At 40.1% G+C, this 21,813-nt stretch carries 18 protein-coding genes; 15 read left to right on the forward strand and 3 right to left on the reverse strand.

Annotation, left to right across the window (positions count from 1 at the left end):
- Positions 1 to 14 precede the first annotated feature (14 nt).
- On the reverse strand, positions 15 to 1,460 hold the full coding sequence (locus P3L44_RS07310; RefSeq protein WP_272662235.1) for a tagaturonate reductase: 1,446 nt from the start codon (positions 1,458 to 1,460) through the stop codon (positions 15 to 17).
- 364 nt (positions 1,461 to 1,824) lie between these two features.
- A complete protein-coding gene (locus P3L44_RS07315) occupies positions 1,825 to 2,730 on the reverse strand; it encodes a GntR family transcriptional regulator (protein WP_004264921.1) in 906 nt (301 codons plus the stop codon).
- Between the two features lie 132 nt (positions 2,731 to 2,862).
- Between P3L44_RS07315 and P3L44_RS07320 the strand changes: the two genes are divergently transcribed.
- The gene (locus P3L44_RS07320) at positions 2,863 to 3,891 is read left to right on the forward strand and encodes a zinc-binding alcohol dehydrogenase family protein (protein ID WP_004264920.1); all 1,029 of its coding nucleotides are present in this window, start codon (positions 2,863 to 2,865) and stop codon (positions 3,889 to 3,891) included.
- Between the two features lie 102 nt (positions 3,892 to 3,993).
- Here the strand turns inward: P3L44_RS07320 and suhB are convergent, their stop codons facing one another.
- Complete coding sequence (suhB, locus tag P3L44_RS07325; RefSeq protein ID WP_004264919.1) at positions 3,994 to 4,797, reverse strand: inositol-1-monophosphatase; 804 nt, start codon at positions 4,795 to 4,797, stop codon at positions 3,994 to 3,996.
- A gap of 123 nt (positions 4,798 to 4,920) precedes the next feature.
- Between suhB and trmJ the strand changes: the two genes are divergently transcribed.
- From trmJ to P3L44_RS07395, 14 genes are all read left to right on the forward strand, one after another.
- Positions 4,921 to 5,652 carry a tRNA (cytosine(32)/uridine(32)-2'-O)-methyltransferase TrmJ gene (gene trmJ, locus P3L44_RS07330; protein ID WP_004264918.1) on the forward strand — a complete coding sequence of 244 codons (732 nt, stop codon included), beginning with the start codon at positions 4,921 to 4,923 and terminating at the stop codon, positions 5,650 to 5,652.
- A 119-nt stretch (positions 5,653 to 5,771) separates the two neighbouring features.
- Positions 5,772 to 6,212, forward strand: a complete 441-nt coding sequence (gene iscR, locus P3L44_RS07335; protein WP_272662234.1) for a Fe-S cluster assembly transcriptional regulator IscR — start codon at positions 5,772 to 5,774, stop codon at positions 6,210 to 6,212.
- Positions 6,213 to 6,390: 178 nt separating this feature from the next.
- A complete protein-coding gene (locus P3L44_RS07340) occupies positions 6,391 to 7,605 on the forward strand; it encodes an IscS subfamily cysteine desulfurase (RefSeq protein ID WP_004264915.1) in 1,215 nt (404 codons plus the stop codon).
- Positions 7,606 to 7,629: 24 nt separating this feature from the next.
- Positions 7,630 to 8,016 (forward strand): Fe-S cluster assembly scaffold IscU, encoded by a 387-nt coding sequence (iscU, locus tag P3L44_RS07345; RefSeq protein WP_004264914.1) that lies wholly within the window; start codon positions 7,630 to 7,632, stop codon positions 8,014 to 8,016.
- Between the two features lie 201 nt (positions 8,017 to 8,217).
- Entirely contained in the window at positions 8,218 to 8,541 is a 324-nt protein-coding gene (iscA, locus tag P3L44_RS07350; RefSeq protein ID WP_004264913.1) for an iron-sulfur cluster assembly protein IscA, read from the forward strand.
- 88 nt (positions 8,542 to 8,629) lie between these two features.
- Positions 8,630 to 9,151: a co-chaperone HscB gene (gene hscB / locus P3L44_RS07355; protein ID WP_094961711.1), complete on the forward strand. Its 522-nt coding sequence runs from the start codon at positions 8,630 to 8,632 to the stop codon at positions 9,149 to 9,151.
- Between the two features lie 12 nt (positions 9,152 to 9,163).
- Positions 9,164 to 11,014, forward strand: a complete 1,851-nt coding sequence (gene hscA / locus P3L44_RS07360) for a Fe-S protein assembly chaperone HscA (protein WP_272662233.1) — start codon at positions 9,164 to 9,166, stop codon at positions 11,012 to 11,014.
- Positions 11,015 to 11,016: 2 nt separating this feature from the next.
- Positions 11,017 to 11,352: an ISC system 2Fe-2S type ferredoxin gene (gene fdx, locus P3L44_RS07365; RefSeq protein ID WP_004912660.1), complete on the forward strand. Its 336-nt coding sequence runs from the start codon at positions 11,017 to 11,019 to the stop codon at positions 11,350 to 11,352.
- A 719-nt stretch (positions 11,353 to 12,071) separates the two neighbouring features.
- Positions 12,072 to 13,277 (forward strand): MFS transporter, encoded by a 1,206-nt coding sequence (locus P3L44_RS07370; protein WP_272662232.1) that lies wholly within the window; start codon positions 12,072 to 12,074, stop codon positions 13,275 to 13,277.
- 19 nt (positions 13,278 to 13,296) lie between these two features.
- On the forward strand, positions 13,297 to 14,100 hold the full coding sequence (locus P3L44_RS07375) for a helix-turn-helix transcriptional regulator (protein WP_140172317.1): 804 nt from the start codon (positions 13,297 to 13,299) through the stop codon (positions 14,098 to 14,100).
- 70 nt (positions 14,101 to 14,170) lie between these two features.
- The gene (iscX, locus tag P3L44_RS07380; protein ID WP_004912658.1) at positions 14,171 to 14,371 is read left to right on the forward strand and encodes a Fe-S cluster assembly protein IscX; all 201 of its coding nucleotides are present in this window, start codon (positions 14,171 to 14,173) and stop codon (positions 14,369 to 14,371) included.
- A 173-nt stretch (positions 14,372 to 14,544) separates the two neighbouring features.
- Entirely contained in the window at positions 14,545 to 15,840 is a 1,296-nt protein-coding gene (gene pepB / locus P3L44_RS07385) for an aminopeptidase PepB (RefSeq protein ID WP_036959049.1), read from the forward strand.
- A gap of 112 nt (positions 15,841 to 15,952) precedes the next feature.
- The gene (locus P3L44_RS07390; RefSeq protein ID WP_004264902.1) at positions 15,953 to 16,405 is read left to right on the forward strand and encodes an enhanced serine sensitivity protein SseB C-terminal domain-containing protein; all 453 of its coding nucleotides are present in this window, start codon (positions 15,953 to 15,955) and stop codon (positions 16,403 to 16,405) included.
- Positions 16,406 to 16,721: 316 nt separating this feature from the next.
- Positions 16,722 to 21,764 (forward strand): alpha-2-macroglobulin family protein, encoded by a 5,043-nt coding sequence (locus P3L44_RS07395; RefSeq protein WP_272662231.1) that lies wholly within the window; start codon positions 16,722 to 16,724, stop codon positions 21,762 to 21,764.
- Positions 21,765 to 21,813 lie beyond the last annotated feature (49 nt).

Here is a 21,813-nt window from a genome sequence, read left to right on the forward strand (position 1 = left end):
TTTAGTTTCTTTTTCTAACCAATGTATTTTTTGCGTAGCATTGCTTCTGTGCCACAATTCAGAATATCTGTGATTTTTTGGCTCACATCATCCTGTAATTGTGGTATTTCGTTGAGGTTTAATCCCCATAAATCAGACATTGCTAGCACATTTTCAGTCAGTTGTTTTACATTTGAGTCATAGAGCTCATTCCAAGCTTTAAAGCGTTCAAGTAAATAATCATCATCATTTAAAGGAATGAGTTGTTCACCCTGTTTTCCTCGATAGAAAACAATAAGCGCAGCAAGTGAAAATGAAATGCAATAAGGAATTTTATTGTATTGCTTAACATAAGAGATTAATTGAGGTAATAAACGAGTTTTAAATTTAGTTAGCGAGTTTAGAGAAATTGAAAGTAACTCATGCTCTATATATGGGTTATTAAAACGGTCAATTACTGCGGAGGCAAAAGCCATGAGCTCCGAAGGGCTTTGAGATAAAACAGGAATAACCTCATTATCAATTAAATCTTTGATGAAAGATAAAAAGATTGGGTTGGTAGTGACATCACGAACAGTTCGAACCCCTGCTAAATAAGCAACGGGAACCATCGCAGTGTGTGCACCATTTAAGATTGCAACTTTACGTTCTTTATAGGGTTTTATGTCATCTACTACTTTGATATTTAATGGCAATTCATTTAACTTTAGCTTCTGTTCTAGTATTTTTGGCCCTTGAATAACAAATAAATAGAAATATTCAGCAGTGACGAGAAAATCGTCTTTATAACCTAATTCTTTTTCCAGTTTTTCAATTTCATTTTTCGGGTAGCCAGTAACGATTCTATCGACTAGCGTAGAACAAAACATATTACTGCTATTTAGCCAAGCAATAAAATCTGTGGGAAGTTGCCAGTCTTGTGCATGTTGATTTACAAACTCTTGTAACTTATCGCCATTATAGTCAATTAACTCACAGGGGATGATGAACAACCCTTTGCTACTATCGCCATTAAAATGTTGAAAGCGGTGAAATAAAAATTGAGTAAGTTTCGCAGGGAAACTACTTGCTGGTGTATCTTCTAAGCGTACGTCGTGCTTATATACGATCCCTGCTTCCGTAGTGTTAGAGAAAATCCATTGTAATTCGGGATTTTCTGCACACTTTAAAAATTTATCATATTCTGAATAGATAAGTATTTCACGGTTAACCGAATTAATAATCCTTATATTAGAAACGCTTTGTTTTTGTTCATTAATTCCCCTGGTGACGGCAGTATAAAGCCCATTTTGTTGATTAATTGAGGGATGGGATGAGTCAATTGGCCTGACAAGCGTAATGCCACTATTGAAATCTGTCTTTTCATTCAGTTGGTCAACCATCCAGTCGATAAAAGCACGTAAAAAATTACCTTCTCCGAATTGCAAAATTCTCTCTGGGTATTGCTTATTAGCCATTGACTGTCTATTTAAGTAATCCATGACCATTCCTCTAGTTATTATGTGTATTAATCATCTGGTGTTGATTCAGACTAGAAGTATTTTTTTCTATGGACTATTAATTGCATCAATTTTGTGGAATGAATGGCTTTTTGATGTTTTTAATGTGTTTTTTATCAGTTAAAAACAGATGAATTATTGATAGATTAAATCTGTTCAATAAATATGTCTTTTAATTAATTGAAATATAGTGATAATTTTATTTTCTATAATTTTTGATAATAATAATTTTATAATTAAGCTGTTTTTTTACTGAAAAATTCAGATTTTGTTTGATGTGTACCATTATCGACCCAAAGAAATAATTCGTCATTGGCCATCCATTGGCCTTGTAAACTAATGTTATTTATTCATAAGTTTGCTGTATGGAGTTGATCATAGTTCGTTTAGCGGTATCTAAATGATGTCTAAGTTCATTCATCGCGACAATATCATTACGGCTAATTAACGCACTTAAAATGGTCATGTGTTCTTCAATTGCCAGTACATTTCTTTCTTTTAAATCTGATTCATCCCATTGATATTGAAAATGAAATATCACAGTGATGATTTCAAGAGATTGATTAAAAAATGGGTTGTTGGCACCCGATAAAATAAGGCTATGTAGTTCATAATCTAGTTGAGAAAAGTCGCGGTAATTGATAGTAACGGTTTCACGCAGTGTTCTATGCTTGAGTAATAGCTCTTTCGCTAAAATCCAACGATGGTCATCTGGTGGTAAATTTAAAAAATGAGTCAATGCATTGGTTTCTAGTAACTCCCTAAACTCAAAAAGTTTTTCTGCGTATTCACGTGAAAACTTCATCATATGCCAATTTCCTCGGTGGGTGTTTTTAATTAACCCATAACGGGAAAACTCCACTAAGAACTCCCGAACAACACTAGAACTTACATGACTTTTTTTTGCTAATTGTAATTCAGTAAAAGTATCTCCGGGCATCAATTCTTTGCGTTTAATCATTTGATAAAACGCTTTTTCGAATAAGACGATTTGTTGATCAGGGAGACTTGATTCAACAGGAAAGAAATCAGTTTTATTGGGATAGCGAATGACATGATATTCATTCCCTTGTTTTTCAATGATTTTCTTTTCTAATAAATATTCGAGGGTATGTCTCACGGTGGTTCGACTGATATTAAACATCTCTGCTAAAGAAGATTGTGAGGGGAAGGGGGATGTTAATAAATTTTTATGTATGGCATCTAAGAATTCATTAATTGACCCATAGCGTATATTTTTACTCCTCACCATTTAAATACTCCTTGAATCTGATTTTTATTCTTTAAAGACCGATTTAAAACCGATTTAAAAACATTTAATCACAAAATTCGGTTGTTAATTATCTAGTCTATGTTTTTTAAATTAAAAAAGACAGATAAATTGATGGAGGGAAATATGAAACAATTGATTTGCCAAGAACCTAAACAATTAGTCTATCAACAAGTTGTTGAACCTACAGTTCAAACTGGGCACGTAAAAATAAAAATTCATGCGGTTGGTATATGTGGAACTGATATTCATGCATGGGGAGGAAACCAGCCATTTTTTCAATATCCACGAGTATTAGGACATGAAATTTCTGGAACTATTTGTGAGGTTGCATCAGATATCACGCAGTGGAAAGTCGGGCAACGTGTTGCGGTGATGCCTTATGTCGCATGTTACGAATGTGGTGCATGCAAGGAAGGAAAAACAAATTGTTGCGAAAAAATATCAGTTATTGGCGTTCACGAAGACGGGGGTTTTTGTGAATATTTAAATGTTCCAGAGAAAAATGTATTAGCGATTGAAGACACTGTCACAGATATTGATGGCGCCTTGATCGAACCATTTTCAATCAGTGCTCATGCCGTCAGGCGTGCGCAAGTTAAAGCGCAAGATACTGTTTTAGTCGTAGGGGCTGGGCCGATAGGGCTTGGCGTTGCTGCAATTGCCAAAGCGGATGGTGCTAACGTATTAGTGGCTGATACCAGTGAGGCACGTCGCCAACATGTTGAAAAGGTCTTAGGCTTAAAAACGTGTGACCCAGCGGCTGAAAATTACTTATCAAGCATTGAAGGCCATTTTTCAGGCATGCTTGCTGAGAAAGTCATTGATGCTACGGGGAATCAACACGCAATGAACACCGCGGTGAATTTAATTCGTCATGGTGGTTTAATTGTATTTGTTGGCCTATTTAAAGGTAATTTATCGTTTCCAGACCCCGATTTCCATAAAAAAGAGACAACAATGATGGGGAGTCGTAATGCAACGCCTGAAGACTTCAATAAAGTTGCAAGATTAATGGCTGAAGGTAAGTTATCTAGTGGGATGATGCTAACACACCAATTTGACTTTGATACCATTGGTGATGTTTATGAAAGTGATGTCATTAATAATCGTGAATTAATTAAAGGTGTTATTTTGTTTTAAATAGCAATTTATTTTAAACAAACATTTATTTTAAATAACAACAAAAACCCACAATAAGAGTGGGTTTTTGTTTGGCGCTAATTTATTTCTAGTCTGAATGAATTAGCGTTTTAATGCTTCCGATAACTCATCTTTCATGACGGACAGTATGTCTCTAACAACACGTGGGCTACCAGCGACTAAGTTACCAGATGCGATATAATTATGGCCGCCAATAAAGTCAGTCATGATACCGCCAGCTTCACGCATGATTAGCTCGCCGCCTAAGAAATCCCATGGTTTTAAGCCGATTTCAAAGAATGCATCAACACGACCAGAAGCAACATAACACAGGTCTAACGCCGCAGAACCCGTACGACGGAAATCAGCGCATTTGTCGAACATTGCGGTCATGATATTCATATATACCGCAGCGTGCTGTTTTTGTTTGAAAGGGAAACCTGTCGCAACGATAGCGCCATCAAGGTCACGCTTTTCATCAATGCGAATACGATAACCGTTAAGCTGAGCGCCTTGTCCACGTACTGCGCTAAATAATTCATTACGCATTGGGTCGTAGACAACAGCAACTTCTGTACGGCCTTTAACGCGTACAGCGATAGAAACAGAAAAATGAGGGAGGCGTTTTGTGAAGTTGGTGGTGCCATCCAGTGGATCGATTACCCATTGAATATCATCATCTTTACCAATTAATTCACCGCTTTCTTCAGTGATAATAGTGTGGTCTGGATATGACTTGCGGATGATTTCAATGATCAGTTGCTCAGATTCTTGATCAACGTTAGTAACGAAATCGTTAGTGCCTTTCTGAGTGACTTTAATATTGCTAGGCATTTCATAGTTTTTAGCTATGTGATTACCGGCCTTACGTGCTGCACGTATGGCGATGTTAAGCATCGGATGCATGGGCTTTTTCCACTGGAATGTTAAAGAACGAAAAACTTGAGTGCCGAAGTATATAGATGTTCGTCACAATAAGCAATTTTGTGTTAAGCTATTGCGATAATTTTTTTATGAAACGTATAAACCATGTTAGATAATATCCGTATTGTTCTTGTTGAGACCTCACACACTGGTAATATGGGCTCAACGGCCCGTGCAATGAAAACCATGGGGCTTTCTAATCTCTATCTTGTTAACCCTCTTGTTGAACCAGACTCACACTCTATTGCGCTTTCTGCAGGAGCAAGTGATGTTATTGGTAATGCGACAATCGTTAAAACTCTCGATGAAGCTTTAGAAGGCTGTAAACTAGTGATCGGCACTAGTGCGCGTTCTCGTACTTTATCTTGGCCGATGGTTGAGCCACGTGAATGTGGCGTTAAATCTGTTGAGCAATCCAAAGAATCGCCAGTTGCGATTGTTTTTGGTCGTGAGCGAGTAGGATTGACCAACGAAGAATTACAAAAATGTCAGTATCATTTATATATCCCAACGAATCCTGAATACGGTTCTTTGAATTTAGCGATGGCGGTTCAGTTGGTGAGTTATGAGATACGTATGGCGTATCTTTCAATGAATGAAAAAAATACGGTAATTTCCGCAGATGATGAGGTAGAATACCCGCCGTCAGAAGATGTTGAGCGGTTTTATGTCCATCTTGAAAGCGTATTGAATGAATCCGGTTTTATACGTAAAGCCCACCCTGGCTTAATTATGAATAAATTACGCCGTTTATTCACTCGAGCGCATATCGAAACCCAAGAGTTACATATCCTGCGGGGTATTTTAACGTCAATGGAAAAATGGGCGAAAAAGTGAGGCGAAATCCGTGGTAAAAGCAGGTGAATAATACTTGAGTAAATTAGTCAGGTAAATAGTTGACTAAATTACTCAGGAATGTCACAATCTGACCATAATTTACCACGGAGTAATATGTTATGAGACTCACTTCCAAAGGGCGTTACGCAGTAACTGCGATGTTAGATGTCGCATTACACTCTCAGTCAGGTCCAGTGCCTTTAGCTGACATTTCTGAACGTCAGGGAATTTCCCTCTCTTATCTTGAGCAACTTTTCTCTCGTTTACGCAAAAACGAGTTGGTTTCGAGTGTGCGCGGTCCAGGCGGCGGTTATTTGCTTGGTAGAGACGCAGACCAAATCTTTGTTGCTGAAGTAATCGCTGCGGTAGATGAATCTGTTGACGCCACCCGTTGCCAGGGTAATAAAGAAGGTTGCCAAAATGGCGATCGCTGCTTAACTCACGCACTATGGCGCGATTTAAGCGATAGAATTACAAGTTTCCTTAGCAGCATTAGCCTTGATGAGCTGGTTAAAAACCAAGAAGTCATGGTTGTTGCTGATAGACAAGATAACGAATAGCGTAAAACCATGCCAAATGGGATTACACCTGAATCGATTATCAATGTACGTGCTTAAAAATATTAAAAAAATTGCAGTCGGTACATCTTGGTGAGTTGTTAGACGAAGAGCTAATTTCCGCTATTTGTATCTTTAAAAATTAAAGGCAAGTTACCTTGTCCTTTGGAGTAAGTGAGCAATGAAATTACCAATTTATCTTGATTATTCAGCAACAACACCGGTTGACCCGCGTGTGGCTGAAAAAATGATGCAATGTTTAACAATGGATGGGAACTTTGGTAACCCAGCGTCCCGTTCTCATCGTTTCGGCTGGCAAGCGGAAGAAGCGGTAGATATTGCTCGCAATCAAATCGCCGAATTAGTGGGCGCTGACCCACGTGAAATCGTGTTTACTTCAGGCGCAACTGAGTCTGATAACTTAGCGATTAAAGGCGCTGCTAATTTCTATAAAAAGAAAGGCAACCACATTATTACCTGTAAAACGGAACACAAAGCCGTTTTAGATACCTGCCGCCAATTAGAGCGTGAAGGTTTTGAAGTGACTTATCTGTCACCGCAAAGCAATGGTTTAATTGCTATGCAAGACCTACAAGACGCTATCCGTGAAGACACTATTTTAATTTCTATTATGCATGTTAATAATGAAATTGGTGTAGTGCAGGATATCGAAGCTATTGGTGAATTATGCCGTAGCAAAGGGATTATTTTCCACGTCGATGCAACTCAAAGCGTGGGCAAATTGCCCATCGACCTGAATGCGTTAAAAGTTGATTTAATGTCGTTCTCTGCGCACAAACTTTATGGCCCAATGGGTATTGGTGCACTGTATGTCCGCCGTAAACCACGTGTTCGCCTTGAAGCGCAACAGCACGGTGGTGGCCATGAGCGCGGTATGCGTTCTGGGACATTACCTGTACACCAAATCGTTGGTATGGGCGAAGCTTACCGTATTGCCAAAGAAGAAATGGCTGCGGAATCTGAGCGTTTACGCGGTTTACGGTTACGTTTGTGGAACGGTATTAAAGATATCGAAGAAGTTTACCTCAATGGTGATTTAGAACACGGTGCGCCGCACATTCTGAACGTCAGCTTCAACTATGTTGAAGGTGAATCACTGATGATGTCATTAAAAGATTTGGCTGTATCTTCAGGTTCTGCATGTACTTCTGCAAGCCTAGAACCTTCTTATGTACTGCGCGCTTTAGGGATGAATGATGAGCTGGCACATAGCTCAATCCGTTTCTCTTTAGGTCGTTTCACGACAGAAGAAGAAATTGACTATGCAATCAAAATGATTCATGGCGCAATTGGCCACTTACGCGAGCTGTCTCCTTTATGGGAAATGTTTAAAGACGGCGTAGATCTTAACAGCATCGAATGGTCTCACCATTAATCAGACGGTTTCAGGAGTTTAAAAATGGCTTACAGTGAAAAAGTTATCGATCATTATGAAAACCCACGCAACGTTGGTTCGTTTGACAACAGCGACCCAAGCGTCGGTAGCGGTATGGTAGGCGCACCTGCCTGTGGTGACGTCATGAAATTACAGATTAAAGTAAATGATGACGGCATTATTGAAGATGCACGCTTTAAAACTTATGGTTGCGGTTCAGCAATTGCATCAAGTTCACTCGTGACTGAGTGGATGAAAGGCAAAAGCTTGGACGAAGCGGAGTCAATCAAAAATACAGCCATTGCAGAAGAGTTAGAACTACCACCAGTGAAAATTCACTGTTCAATTCTAGCGGAAGACGCAATCAAAGCTGCTATTGCTGATTACAAAAGCAAACGCCAAAGCAAATAAGTTTTTAATCAGTTTATAGGACAAGCCATATTAATAAATAACAACAAGTTATCGTCCTATAACTGGAACAATACTCATGCCTTCTAGGCTAAACATCGCTGAGTTTCTTAGCTTAGAAATAGGGTGGGTATAAAATAATTTGAAGGCGGATGCGACTCTTGAGTAGCATCTGCCTTGTTTGTTTCTAAAGTGAGGTTTGCAATGTCTATTTCTCTTACAGAAAGTGCTGCGCAGCGTATTCAATCCTTTCTGCAAAATCGTGGAAAAGGCGAGGGCTTGCGTTTAGGTGTAAGAACTTCAGGTTGTTCAGGGATGGCTTATGTTCTTGAATTCGCTGATATAATCAATGAAGAAGACACGGTTTTTGAAGATAAAGGCGTGAAGGTCATCGTCGATGGCAAGAGCATTGTTTATCTTGATGGTACTGAGCTGGATTTCGTTAAAGAAGGCTTAAACGAAGGGTTTAAATTTAATAACCCTAACGTCAATAGTGAATGCGGATGCGGTGAAAGTTTTCACGTATAATGCGTTCAATTAAGCCTAATTTTCGGCCAATCTCACTAATATTAACTTGTTAGTGGCATTGGTAACCGGTTCGAGAAACTGAGCACTTATGGATTACTTTACTCTTTTTGGGTTGACCCCAACTTATGCCATCGATAGCGAACAACTGACGTTACGTTTTCAAGACTTACAGCGTCAATACCATCCTGACCGGTTTGCAACCTGTTCTGAACAGGAAAAAATGCAAGCACTGCAAAAAGCAGCAACCATTAATGCTGCCTATCAAGCCCTTCGTCATCCGCTAAAACGCGCGGAATATATGCTTTCATTACATGGTTTTGATATTAATAACGAACAACATACCATGCATGATACGGCATTTTTAATGGAGCAGCTTGAGCTACGTGAAGAGTTAGACAATATTGAAAACAGTGATGATGCACTTGATTTATTGGCTAAATTTATGCAAAACGTCAAACAAATGCAGCAAGCACGAAGCGCACTGATGGTGACAGAGTTAGATGCCATGCAGTGGGAAAAAGCCGCTGATACTGTACGTAAACTACGTTTTCTCGATAAGCTTCAGCAGCAAGCTGAGCAACTCGAAGAACGGTTACTAGATGAATTTTAAGAGAAAACGATTATGGCGTTACTACAAATCAGCGAACCCGGTATGACAGCAGCTCCGCATCAACGCAAATTGGCTGCTGGCATTGATTTAGGTACCACCCACTCTTTGATTGCGACAGTGCGCAGTGGTGAAGCTGCGGCTTTGCCTGACAATCAAGGGCGTTTTTTATTACCATCGATTGTTAATTATCAGCCTGAAAGCAAACTAGTGGGATGGGATGCAAAGCAACTTGCAGAGCAAGACCCAGTCAATACCATTATTTCAGTGAAACGCATGATGGGGCGTTCATTGGTCGATATTCAAAAACGCTACCCTGACTTACCTTATCAACTAAGTGCCAGTGAAAATGGTTTGCCATTTATTCAAACTGCGGCTGGCCAAGTCGATCCAATCCAAGTGTCTTCTGACATTCTAAGAACATTAGCAAAACGTGCGGAAGAAACCTTAGGTGGCGAAATGGATGGCGTAGTGATTACGGTGCCGGCTTATTTTGATGATGCACAACGCCAAGGTACAAAAGATGCGGCGCGCCTTGCAGGCTTACATGTATTACGTTTACTGAATGAACCGACTGCCGCTGCGATTGCTTACGGGTTGGACTCTGGGCAAGAAGGCGTGATTGCTGTTTATGACCTTGGTGGTGGTACTTTTGATGTTTCTATTTTGCGTTTAAGCCGCGGTGTATTCGAGGTGTTGGCAACGGGCGGCGATACTGCACTTGGGGGCGATGATTTCGACCAAGTACTGGCACAGTGGATTGCTGAGCAAGCAGGCGTTTCATTACAAGGCGATCATCATTTAAATCGTCAACTATTAAATGTGGCAACAGAAACGAAAGTTGCGCTCAGTGACGCAGATGCCGTGGCTATTCAGCTTGCCAATTGGCAAGGGGAAATTCGTCGTGAGCAGTTTGAAACGTTAATTGAAACTTACGTGAAACGTACACTGATGGCTTGTCGTCGTGCATTGAAAGATGCAGGTGTTGAGGCACAAGAGGTGCTGAACGTTGTTATGGTTGGCGGTTCGACTCGCGTACCCTTAGTACGTCAAAAAGTTGGGGAGTTTTTTGGTAAATCACCACTGACATCCATCGACCCAGATAAAGTAGTGGCAATTGGCGCCGCAATTCAAGCCGATATTTTAGTAGGGAACAAGCCCGACAGCGAAATGTTGTTATTGGACGTGATCCCGTTATCCCTTGGTCTAGAGACCATGGGGGGATTGGTTGAAAAAGTGATCCCGCGCAATACGACGATTCCAGTTGCTCGAGCTCAAGAGTTTACCACATTTAAAGACGGCCAAACGGCAATGAGTGTGCATGTGGTGCAAGGTGAACGTGAAATGGTGGCAGATTGCCGCTCGTTAGCGCGCTTTACCTTACGTGATATTCCAGCAATGGCAGCTGGTGGGGCTCATATTCGCGTCACTTTCCAAGTCGATGCTGATGGGCTGTTGAGTGTCAGTGCTATGGAAAAATCCACTGGTGTAGAAGCCTCGATTCAAGTTAAGCCATCGTATGGGTTAACGGACAACGAAATTTCAAACATGATTAAGGATTCAATGACTAACGCGCAAGATGACTTAAATGCGCGCCGCTTAGCGGAGCAAAAAGTTGAAGCTGCAAGAGTGCTTGAAAGTTTAACGAGCGCATTAGCCCAAGATGGCAATTTACTGACGCCAGAAGAAGAGTCAGAAATTGATAATGCGGTCAATGAGTTAATTAAAGCGATTGAGGGCATTGACCCAATCGTAATTGAAAATGCCATTAAACAACTGGATAAGCAATCGCAGGAGTTTGCAGCGCGTCGTATGGATACCTCCATTCGACAAGCGTTGTCAGGCCATTCTGTGGATGAGATATAATTATGCCGAAAATAGTTTTTTTACCTCATAGTGATTTATGTCCAGACGGTGCTGTTGTTGAAGCACAAGAAGGCGAGTCTATTTTAAATGTTGCATTACGTAGCGGTATTGAGCTTGAGCACGCCTGTGAAAAATCCTGTGCTTGTACAACCTGTCATTGCATCGTTCGCGAAGGCTTTGACTCACTAGAAGAAAGTAGTGAACTCGAAGATGACATGTTAGACAAAGCATGGGGGTTAGAACCAGAAAGTCGTTTAAGTTGCCAGGCGTTGGTGACGGATGAGGATTTAGTGGTGGAGATACCACGTTATACTATCAATCACGCCCGCGAACACTAATGCTCGTTATATTTCGCGTTGTAGGGGTGTTGGCTTCTTTCGAGTACTTGGGTCACATACTTTTGTATGCTCCCCAAGATACTCTCAATTGCCGCCTACCTACAACACGAACTATTTAGAGCATTGAATAGTTTGTTATATTTCGCGTTGTAGGGGGCTTCTTTCGCTAACCCTAGTCACATACTTGTGTATGCTTTCCAAGCTACTCTCAATCGCCGCCTAGCTACAACGTGAATTATTTAAAAAATCAAAATACATGTCATGCTTCACGCTGTAGCGTTGTTGGCTTCTTTCGCTAACCCTAGTCACATACTTTTGTATGCTCTCCAAAATACTCTCATTTGCCGTCTAGCTACAATGTGAATTATTTAAAAAATAACAGTAAATCGTCCTTAATATTTATTCATATATGTAATAAGAGTGATTTTTTGTATTTTAATATTTTCCTTATTATTTTCTTTTGTTTTTTTTGAAAGTAAAATGCAATCCTTAATATTTTATTTAATTTTAATAAATTAATTATTTATATATCATGAAATTTTTTTGTTTTATTTAATTGCTGATTTAAAGTTAGTAATTAAATTATCACTTTGTGCGCTTTGTTTTTTATGTTATAGATAATATCGATATTGAGTAGTTACCTTTGGATTAAAATACAATGATTCAATGTTTATATAAATGCTAATTAAATAAAGTTGGAGATAAAAAGAAATTCTATCATGAAATGGAAATATCGATTTGGCGCAGTGGCTGGTAATACACTTGAATATTATGATATTGCTGTTTTTGCGGCAATATCGAGTTATCTCAGCGCAGAATTAGAGCGGCTAGGCTATAACCAAGCGACAGAGATGGTATGGGGTATATTTGCTTTGCGTTTTATTATTCGGCCTGTTGGCGCTTATATTATAGGGAGGTATGCCGACAGTGTTGGTAAAAAGTCCGCATTGGTTTTAACAAGTTTTATAACAGGGACAGCTACACTATGCATGGCATTATTACCTATTAATTTATTAGGGAATTACACTCCTATTGCCATTTTAATTTTGCAAATGGCACTATCATTTAGTTTTGCAGGAGAATATCCATCATTAATTACTTACCTTTTTAATAACTCTAAGAATAATGAAAACTCAAGGTTATCAGCCATAATCAATGGCAGTACAGCATTCGGTATTATTATTTCACTTACAGTTGTATTTGCTTTGGAATTTTTTTTAGAACCAGAGATGATGCAAAGTATTGGATGGCGAGTTCCCCTGTTTTTAGGAGTGCTTAATATTGCTATTAGCTTTTGGTTTAGAATGAAATTGCCTAATAATTCAAGTGAAAAAATAAAATCAGTACCTATTAGTTATATGGATATGTTTTTTGTTTTTTTATTAACCATACCTGGAAATGTGCTCTTCTTTGTGCAGCATGTTTCAACAGCTATGTTTCTTGAAAAAATGCAAATGATAGAAGATAGGACTGTATGGGCACTGTTATTGTCAATTTTACTTCTATCTTTTATGTTAATTTGTGGCTGGCTTACCGACAAATATAATATTTTGGAAAAGGTATATAACCTCGGTGTGATAGGAATGGTGTTTTTATCAATTCCTATGTTTTTATTAATTAGCAGCCAATCTATAATATTAACTATTATTTCTCAATTAATTATCAATATATATGCAGCAATGATTTTAGCAACGACCCCCTTTATGTTGTTTAAAGCGGCAAAAGGAAAGGTTGTTACACTTGCGTTAGGTTTTAACTTTACAGCAATGCTTTTTGGTGGTGTCTCACCTTTGATTACAACTTATCTTGCTAATATTAATATAGCCTATGTGGGGCTATTTTTAACACTGTGTGGTGCACTTCGATTTTTAATTTATAAAAAGCCACCTAAAGATTTTGAAATAGAGAAAAAAATGGGAAGTTAAATTTTATTAAGGAATTGATATGAATGCTGAAAGCCAAGTTTTTGAAGATATATGTGGTAATTTTAAAAATGAATTTATAAATATTTTTGATTGGCATGATGTTGATGTTACCTATTTCTGTGTTGATTTAAAAAATAAAACAATGCATATAGCATCTAATAATTATGAATGGCAATTAATAAGTTTAAACAGTGGGTTGGATCTTTTGGTGGAAGAAAGATTAAAATCGAGCATCCAATATTGGAATAATTACCCGGAAGTTTTCATGAAGATTCTAGCTAAATCGAAAAAAAGTAAATTTAAAGTTGATTTTTGTAATAGATATGGGAGTACATTTGAAATTACTACTGTAAATTCAAATAAGCAGCTCACATTATCTGAAATGTTATCTATTTATAAGCATCGTCCCATGATTTCTGAGTATGCCCACCAGCTTTGGAAAAAAAATCCTGACGTTACTTTACCGATGAGAGCGAATATTCCTATAAAGGCGCAATTATTAGGGCAAACAAAGAATGTTGCACCGGAACTATTAAATCCTCAAAAATATATGCGTTTTGGCCATATTCGTTTTACACGAAAAGAGATGATAACCATACGCCTACTGCTTTCGCACTGTAAGGTAAAAGAAATCAGTTATATTCAAGGTTGTTCAGAAGCCAGTGAAAATAGACGAATTCAAAATATCAAAGAAAAATTGGGTTGCCCTTATGTATCATCAAGTGGTTTGTTTACCGCATTAAAAGAGCAAGGCATTACATTGGCTTGTCTGGAAACACTTATCGATTTACCTCTCACAAACAGTATAATGAAGAATAGATGAAAAAGATCCGTTGATATGATTCAAAGGACTATAATTTGAAAAATAGTTGTTCATATAATGAGAGAAAATGATGAGTTTAAAATGGTCAAATAGCCGTGAAATCGGTGAAGCACTGTATGACGCATTTCCAGATGTTGATCCAAAAACGGTGCGCTTTACCGATATGCACCAGTGGATTTGCGATTTAGAAGAATTTGATGATGATCCGCAAAAATCGAACGAGAAAATCCTAGAAGCGATTTTGTTAGTTTGGCTGGATGAATTCGAATAAGTAGGGTTTTCCCCTAAAAACCGAGTGACTGTCAGAAATAGTGCTCGGTTTTTTATTTTATATCAGCACTATAATGATATCCCTGTTGGCATTTATCAGTTAAGGTAATGCCATCTGCTGACAGAATAAATGGGCTTTTACTGTCTGCAAAAATAGACAAAGTGAGAAAAACGATGACAAAACAAATTATGCCAGTAATGATTTCTTGTGAGCCTGCTGCACCTTGTTGGGGCGAAGGCGCATTGTTAAGCTCTAGCGATAAAGGGATGACAATCCACCTGAAACATGCAGGTAAATTATGTGCAGTACAAAGCGCTGGCCGTAAATTAGATGGCCAAGGGATCCGCAATGTAGCTTTGGCTGGCGAAGGCTGGGATTTAGAAAAAAGCTGGGCATTTTGGCAAGGTTTTCGTGCGCCAAAAGGGGCTAGAACGATTGAATGGCCAGTACTGCCAGAAGCGGATCGCAAAGAGTTAGAAAACCGTATTCGTACCATTGATTGGGTACGTGATGTGATTAACGCACCGGCAGAAGAGTTAGGCCCAGAGCAACTCGCACAACGCGCCATCGATTTACTCTGCACTGTCGGCGCACAAGACATTAGCTACCGTATTATTAAAGGTGATGATTTATTAGAACAAGGTTATACCGGTATTCATACGGTTGGTCGTGGTTCAAGTCGTCCACCTGTATTTTTGGCGTTGGATTACAACCCAGGAGCCAACCCAAATGCCCCTGTATTTGCTGCGTTAGTGGGTAAAGGAATTACTTTCGATTCAGGCGGTTATAGCATCAAACCATCATCCTCAATGAATTCAATGAAAGCCGATATGGGTGGTGCAGCAACATTAGCAGGTTCATTGGCATTGGCGATTTCACGTGGCTTACAAAAACGTGTGAAAATGTTCTTGTGCATTGCTGACAATATGGTTAGCGGCAATGCATTCAAATTGGGTGATATTATTCGTTACCGCAATGGTAAATCCGTTGAAATAATGAATACAGATGCTGAGGGTCGTTTAGTCCTAGCCGATGGCCTGATTGATGCGAGCAAAGAAAAACCAACGTTAATTATTGATGCAGCAACCTTGACGGGCGCAGCGAAAACTGCCGTGGGTAATGACTACCATTCTGTATTGAGTTTCGATGACAAGTTAGTTGCTGATTTAATGAGCGCTTCAGACGCTGAGTTTGAACTGTTCTGGCGTTTACCACTGGCAGAGTTCCATCGCCAGCAATTACCGTCTGGTTTTGCGGATTTGAACAATATTGCGGCACCATCGCACACAGCAGGCGCAAGCACCGCTGCGGCATTTTTATCGCATTTTGTCGAAAATTATCGTCAAAATTGGGTGCATATTGACTGCTCAGCGACTTACCGTAAATCTGCAGTTAGCTTATGGGCAGAAGGCGCAACGGGTACAGGTGTAAGAACATTAGCTAACTTATTAATCAGTAAATCAAAGTAGCGAATGTTTGATTGATAACAGGCACGGGAAGGTGACTTTTCGTGCCTATTTTTTTACCTTGACGTATTTGCGAGTATAATAAGCGATTCTTTTTAATAACAGGGGATTGGCAATGTCGCAGCAATCGAATAATAACAGTTCTAACCAAGAAACTGAGATCCAATTTACTGAATTAACAGTGCCGAAAGGTTCATCACTTAAATTAAGTGTGTTAGAAGATCAGCCACAAGCCATTGTTGACGCGCTTACTGAATTTTTTAAACAACACAAAGTGGTCAGACGCGGTTTCATGGTCTCCGCAACAGAGAGCGATTCTGCTAAAGAAGCGCCTATCTTAATGATAGCGTTGGAGTTTACCACAGGAGCAGAAAATATTGATTCAATTATCCATGGGGCTGGGACGCTTGCTTGTGAGTTTTTAGCTGATGACGAGTCTATTGATTTTTGTGTGGTGAATGAAAATGAACAAGGTGTTAGCCATTTTATTACTCAACACGTTCAGCCTTTTTACCAGCGTCGTCTTGGTAGCTTCTTGCGGGACACAATCCCAGTGAAAAACACCTAATAATTCCATGTATAGAGTGAGGGAAATATTTTTTCTCACTCATAAAATGCATATTGCTCATTTATTAAATATATATTCTGCTTACTATTTAAAAAATATTATTTCATTTCTCTGTTTTTCTCTCCCATCATTTTTTCCGTTTTGTCTGATAGGTGTTCTAATCACATTCTGTTAAATTGTTTCGATAATTGAAATAATATCAGCAGTATTTATCTGTGTGTGTTTTTAAACATTTCTAAGTATGTAGAGGGTTTTAATCTCCTGTTAAAACCTTAAAAAACAGAATCAATTTTAACTAATTAAAGGGCGGGCGGTAATGAAACAACAATCAAGTTGGGCTTCATTGGCGGGTCTCAAAACCAAAAAGCGTTATTTAGCACTTGCGTTGGCATCGGTAGTGGCATTGGCTGGTTGTGATAATACAGATGAAACAACCAAAAATGAGCCAAATGTTTCAACCACAGCGCCAGAAAATCAAACCAAAACAGCGCCAGTTGCAGAACAGAAAAAAGCAGCACCGAAACTTTCCACTGAAGAAATGATAAAAAAATATGCAGGGAAAGATTTAACTATTTTGGATGCGTCTGAATTACAGCTTGATGGTGCGAGTGCCATGGTGGTGACATTCTCGGTTCCACTACAAGCAAACCAAGACTTTAGCCAGTACATTAACCTCATTGATGTTAAAGCGGGTAAGTTAGATGGCGCTTGGGAACTGTCTGATAACCAAATGGAACTCCGTTTTCGCCATCTTCCGCCATCTAAAGAGTTAAACTTAACCATTAACCCGGGTATTAAAGCGGTTAATGAGCGTACAACGACCGAAAGTTTTGAGAAAAAACTCACCACGGCGCAAATCATCCCAACCGTTGGTTTTGCAAGTAAAGGCTCTTTATTACCGAGTAAAGTCGCACAGGGTTTACCTGTGATTGCGCTGAATGTTGATAAGGTTGATGTTAATTTCTTCCGTGTGGATGAAAAGCAGCTGCCACAATTTTTAGCGCAGTGGCAGTATCGTAGTAATTATGAGTATTGGTATTCAGAAGAGTTTCTCGACAAAGTGGAGCTGGCTTATACCGGCCGCTTTGACTTAAATCCAGATAAAAATACCCGCCAAACCATTTTACTGCCGTTGAAAGATGTCAAAGAGTTACAGCAAGATGGCGTGTATTTGGCCATCATGCAAAAAGCAGGCAGCTATAGTTATCAATTCCCTGCAACTGTCTTCACATTGAGTGATATTGGTGTATCACTACACAGTTACCAAGACCGTGTCGATATTTTCACTCAATCCTTAGCGAAAGGCTCTGCAATTAAAGGCGTTGAGCTGCGTATTTTGGATGAAAAAGGCCAGTTAGTAACAAAAGGTACGACAGATGGCGATGGCCATGCTCAGCTAGATAAATTAGCGGGTGGAAAATTATTGCTGGCAACCCATGAAGGGCAAACCAGTATGATTGACCTCACTCAGCCAGCGCTTGATTTATCTGAATTCGATATTTCAGGGCCAGAAGGCTACGCAAAACAATTTTTCACCTTCGGTCCTCGCGATTTATATCGCCCAGGTGAATTATTGCTAGTAAATGGTCTATTGCGTGATGGCGATGGTAACCCAGTCAAAACTCAGCCAGTTAAAGTTGATGTATTAAAAACTGATGGGCAAGTGGTTCGCAGTTTTGTTTGGCAGCCAGAAGAAAACCAAAATGGCTTATATCAATATCAATTTGAAATTCCTAAAAATGCAGAAACGGGTGGTTGGTCGCTTCGCTTTGATTTAGGTGATGGTTCACCACTGCGTTACTACAAATTTAATGTTGAAGATTTTATGCCAGAACGTATGGCTCTGGAAATTGAGGGCAGCGATGTCCCTCGTTTAACAAGTCAATCTGTCGATTTTGATATTCAAGGTCGTTATTTATACGGTGCGCCAGCGGCTGATAACCAGCTACAAGGGCAAATTGTCTTAAAAGCAGCTCGGGAAGCGGTCGCAAAATTACCTGGTTTTGAATTTGGTGCTGTCAATGAAGAAGGTTTACCACGTAAGTTGGACGAGTTTGACTTGACGCTGGACAGCAATGGTGAAACCGTGATTTCAATTCCAAATAGCAATTGGAGTTCAACACGTTCACCTATTTCGGCTGTTTTACAAGCAAGTTTGCTTGAGGCTGGCGGACGTCCTGTGACGCGCCGTGCCGAGCAAGCCATTTGGCCTGCGGAAAAACTGGTCGGTATTCGCCCATTATTTGCGAAAAAAGAAATTTATGATTACCGCACTGACCGTTATGTAAAACGTCACAATGTGGATGAAAATTCACTCGCAGAATTTGAATTAGTCATGGCTGATGCCGCAGGTAACAAACTGGCAGCAGAAAACTTAACCGTGCGTTTAGTGTATGAGCGTCGTGATTATTACTGGAGTTGGTCTGAAAGTGGTGGTTGGTCTTCAAATTATGACCAAAAAGACCTCGTTATGGCGAATGAAAATATTGCTATTGCCAAAGACGGAACGGCGAAAGTGTCTTTCCCTGTGGATTGGGGGGCATTCCGCCTAGAAGTTGTTAACCCAGAAAATCAGCTAGTGTCGAGCGTCCAGTTTTGGGCAGGGTATTCATGGCAAGATAACACAGGGGGAAGTGGCTCAGTTCGTCCTGACCAAGTGAAACTCAGCCTGAATAAGCCTGCGTACTTACCGGGTGAAAAAGCTAAAGTTCGCATTGAATCTCCTAAAGCCGGTAAAGGGTATATATTGCTCGAATCGAGCAATGGTCCATTGTGGTGGGAAGAAATTGATGTGCCAGAAAAAGGCTTAGACGTTGAAATCCCAGTCAATAAAGAGTGGGCTCGTCATGACTTGTACGTCTCAGCAGTTGTGGTGCGCCCAGGAGACGATTCTAAAGAAGCAACGGTAAAACGTGCGGTGGGTGTGTTGCATTTACCAATCGCAGATGAAAACCGTAAGATTGCTTTAGCACTCTCCGCGCCAGATAAAATGCGTCCAAACCAAGACTTAACGGTAAAAATTAAAGCGACAGCACAAGATGGCAAACCGTTACCTGAAAAAGTGAATGTGTTGTTATCTGCGGTTGACACTGGCGTATTGAATATCACAGATTTCAAAACCCCAGACCCGTATGATGCCTTTTTTGGCCGTAAGCGTTATAGCGTTGACCAATATGACGTTTATGGTCATTTAATTGAAGGACAAGGTAAGGTTGCTAACTTGCGCTTTGGTGGTGACAGCGAGGATGCCGCATTAGAGCGTGGTGGTATGAAGCCACTCACTGAAGTGCAAATTATTGCAGAGCAAGCCAAACCTGTCACATTAAATAAAGACGGTGAGGGTGAAATTAGCCTTGCTATCCCTGATTTTAACGGGGAATTACGTGTGATGGCTCAAGCATGGAATGAAAAAGAGTTCGGCCATGCGGATAGCAAAGTAATTGTCGCAGCACCATTAGTGACACAAATGTCGATGCCACGCTTTATGGCTGGCGGTGATAAGTCTTACTTTGCGCTTGATTTGACCAATATGACGGACAACACACAAAATGTGACGGTTAACTTCAAGGCATCAGGAATGGTGAAACTTGATGGTGTCAGCAGCCGTGAGTTGGAGTTACCAAAAGGCAAACGTACCACGATTAATCTACCTGTCAGAGCAGACTACGGCTTCGGTGAAGGTGAAGTGTCAATGACCATTAATGGTGTGAAAATTCAAGGCGAAGCCAATAAAGATTACAGTAATAGTTGGAAAGTCGGGGTTCGTCCGGCACAACCAGCAGAAACTGTTTCTTTTGCAACTGCTATTGAGCCAGGTACCTCATGGGCGTTGCCGACTAACCAAATTGCCGGGTTACAACCCGATACCCTAGAAGGGCAAGTGCTATTAACTAGCCGTCCACCGTTAGATATTTCTCGTTATATTAGAGAGCTATTTGCTTACCCATACGGTTGTTTAGAGCAAACTATCAGCGGGTTATATCCATCATTATTCTCAACTCAAGCTGAGCTGAATAAGATAGGGATTAAAACGCAAACGGATGCAGACCGCCATAAAGCGATTGAAATTGGTATTCCGCATTTGTTAAGTATGCAACGTAATGATGGCGGTTTCTCGTTATGGGATAGAAACGGCCGTGAAGAGTATTGGTTAACCGCATATGCAGCGGATTTCTTGAATAAAGCGAATCAGCGTGGGTTTACGGTTCCGCAAGACGCTATCAGTAACGCGAACACGCGCTTATTGAGCTATTTACAAGATGGCAACCAAATCAATTATCCTTATACGGAAAATCAGGCAGGTGCGCGTTTCGCAACTCAAGCATACGCTGGCTTAGTGTTGGCATCACAGCAAAAAGCACCTCTAGGTGCATTACGTCAACTTTATAACCAAAGAGATCATGCCGCTAGTGGTTTACCGCTCGTTCAGCTTGGTGTTGCATTGAACTTGATGGGGGATAAATCACGTGGTGAGAGCGCGGTGATTGACGGACTGAAAAAACAACGTAACCGCTACAGCTATGTAGGGGATTACGGTTCGGTGATCCGTGATGACGCGATGATTGTTGCGCTATTAAATGAATATAATTTAATGCCAAAATCCCGTGACCAAAAACTACAAACTTTGTCTAATAACTTGACTTCTCAACGTTATTTCTCGACACAAGAGAGCAATGCGTTGTACTTAGCGGGTCGTTTCTACTTAAATGAAAGTGAAGCTCCATGGAAAGCAACGATTAATGGCCAAGAACCTCCGATGGTTTCAGATAAACCCGTGAGTGAGTTCTTGAGTAAAGCACAATTAGAAACAGGTTATAGCATCGAAAACACGGGAACCAATACGCTATACACACGCCTAAACGTGGTGGGTTATCCACAACATTCGCCGAAACCAAGTTCGAATGTGCTGGGTATCACTCGTAGTTACTATGATATGAAAAAAGGTAACCGCATTTCGTTAGATAGGCTAAGAAGCGGTGAAATGGTGGTGGTTAAATTGGAAGTTCAAGCATCCCAAAGCGTACCAGATGCGCTAGTGGTTGACTTACTACCAGCGGGCTTAGAACTGGAAAACCAGAATTTAGCGAACAGTAGCGCTAATTTGAGTGAGTCTGCGCCGAACCTGCAAGAACTGATTGATGACATGCAGCAATCACAAATTCGCCATATGGAATACCGTGATGACCGTTTTGTGGCTGCCGTTGAAGTTCAGCAGTATCGCCCAACTACCTTAGTCTACTTAGCACGTGCAGTGACACCGGGTGTGTATAGCATTCCAGTACCACAAGTTGAATCAATGTATGTCCCTGATTGGCGCGCGACGGGCTATTCTGATGGCCAATTAGAAATCGTTCGTTAATCACCGCTAAACTGAGCCCTTATATATTGATATATAAAGTATAAGGGCT

Source organism: Providencia sp. PROV175 (assembly GCF_032707045.1).
Lineage (GTDB): Bacteria > Pseudomonadota > Gammaproteobacteria > Enterobacterales > Enterobacteriaceae > Providencia > Providencia hangzhouensis.

Coding starts and splice junctions, on each gene's coding strand:
- P3L44_RS07390 (WP_004264902.1), top strand. CDS start 15,953: ATGTCGCAGCAATCGAATAATAACAGTTCTAACCAAGAAACTGAGATC.
- hscB (WP_094961711.1), top strand. CDS start 8,630: ATGGATTACTTTACTCTTTTTGGGTTGACCCCAACTTATGCCATCGAT.
- P3L44_RS07375 (WP_140172317.1), top strand. CDS start 13,297: ATGAATGCTGAAAGCCAAGTTTTTGAAGATATATGTGGTAATTTTAAA.
- P3L44_RS07395 (WP_272662231.1), top strand. CDS start 16,722: ATGAAACAACAATCAAGTTGGGCTTCATTGGCGGGTCTCAAAACCAAA.
- P3L44_RS07310 (WP_272662235.1), bottom strand. CDS start 1,460: ATGGATTACTTAAATAGACAGTCAATGGCTAATAAGCAATACCCAGAG.
- iscR (WP_272662234.1), top strand. CDS start 5,772: ATGAGACTCACTTCCAAAGGGCGTTACGCAGTAACTGCGATGTTAGAT.
- trmJ (WP_004264918.1), top strand. CDS start 4,921: ATGTTAGATAATATCCGTATTGTTCTTGTTGAGACCTCACACACTGGT.
- hscA (WP_272662233.1), top strand. CDS start 9,164: ATGGCGTTACTACAAATCAGCGAACCCGGTATGACAGCAGCTCCGCAT.
- P3L44_RS07320 (WP_004264920.1), top strand. CDS start 2,863: ATGGAGGGAAATATGAAACAATTGATTTGCCAAGAACCTAAACAATTA.
- iscU (WP_004264914.1), top strand. CDS start 7,630: ATGGCTTACAGTGAAAAAGTTATCGATCATTATGAAAACCCACGCAAC.
- P3L44_RS07315 (WP_004264921.1), bottom strand. CDS start 2,730: ATGGTGAGGAGTAAAAATATACGCTATGGGTCAATTAATGAATTCTTA.
- suhB (WP_004264919.1), bottom strand. CDS start 4,797: ATGCATCCGATGCTTAACATCGCCATACGTGCAGCACGTAAGGCCGGT.
- P3L44_RS07340 (WP_004264915.1), top strand. CDS start 6,391: ATGAAATTACCAATTTATCTTGATTATTCAGCAACAACACCGGTTGAC.
- iscA (WP_004264913.1), top strand. CDS start 8,218: ATGTCTATTTCTCTTACAGAAAGTGCTGCGCAGCGTATTCAATCCTTT.
- P3L44_RS07370 (WP_272662232.1), top strand. CDS start 12,072: ATGAAATGGAAATATCGATTTGGCGCAGTGGCTGGTAATACACTTGAA.
- pepB (WP_036959049.1), top strand. CDS start 14,545: ATGACAAAACAAATTATGCCAGTAATGATTTCTTGTGAGCCTGCTGCA.
- fdx (WP_004912660.1), top strand. CDS start 11,017: ATGCCGAAAATAGTTTTTTTACCTCATAGTGATTTATGTCCAGACGGT.
- iscX (WP_004912658.1), top strand. CDS start 14,171: ATGAGTTTAAAATGGTCAAATAGCCGTGAAATCGGTGAAGCACTGTAT.